The organism is Psychroserpens mesophilus (assembly GCF_050617655.1).
In the GTDB taxonomy this organism is placed as follows: domain Bacteria; phylum Bacteroidota; class Bacteroidia; order Flavobacteriales; family Flavobacteriaceae; genus Psychroserpens; species Psychroserpens mesophilus_A.
The window spans coordinates 1-262 of sequence record NZ_JBODQC010000239.1; the positions used below are offsets into that span (position 1 = coordinate 1).

Genomic DNA, 262 nt, shown 5'->3' on the forward strand with positions numbered 1-262 from the left:
GATGTATTCGGCGATCCAGAAGCTGCCCACTACCTCGACCGCCGCCCACAGCTTCATCTACCCGGCCGTGGCGATCCTGCTGGACCTGGTGGTGTACGGCCACCGCATGGACGCCACCCAGGTGCTGGGCGTGGCCATGATCTTCCTGGCGGCCGCCGGCGTCAGCCTGAACTGGCAGTGGCGCCTGCGCGGCGGCGCCCGGCCCGGCGCGGCCTGAGCCGGGGCGCGGGCCAAACCCGCACCGCGCCCCCGGGTATTCGGC

1 protein-coding gene is annotated in these 262 nt (G+C 72.9%); it reads left to right on the forward strand.

Annotation, left to right across the window (positions count from 1 at the left end; all coding sequences use genetic code 11):
- Positions 1 to 217, forward strand: a 217-nt coding sequence (locus ACRHNM_RS17115) for an EamA family transporter (protein WP_431137844.1), incomplete at its 5' end; no start/stop codon positions are given.
- Positions 218 to 262 lie beyond the last annotated feature (45 nt).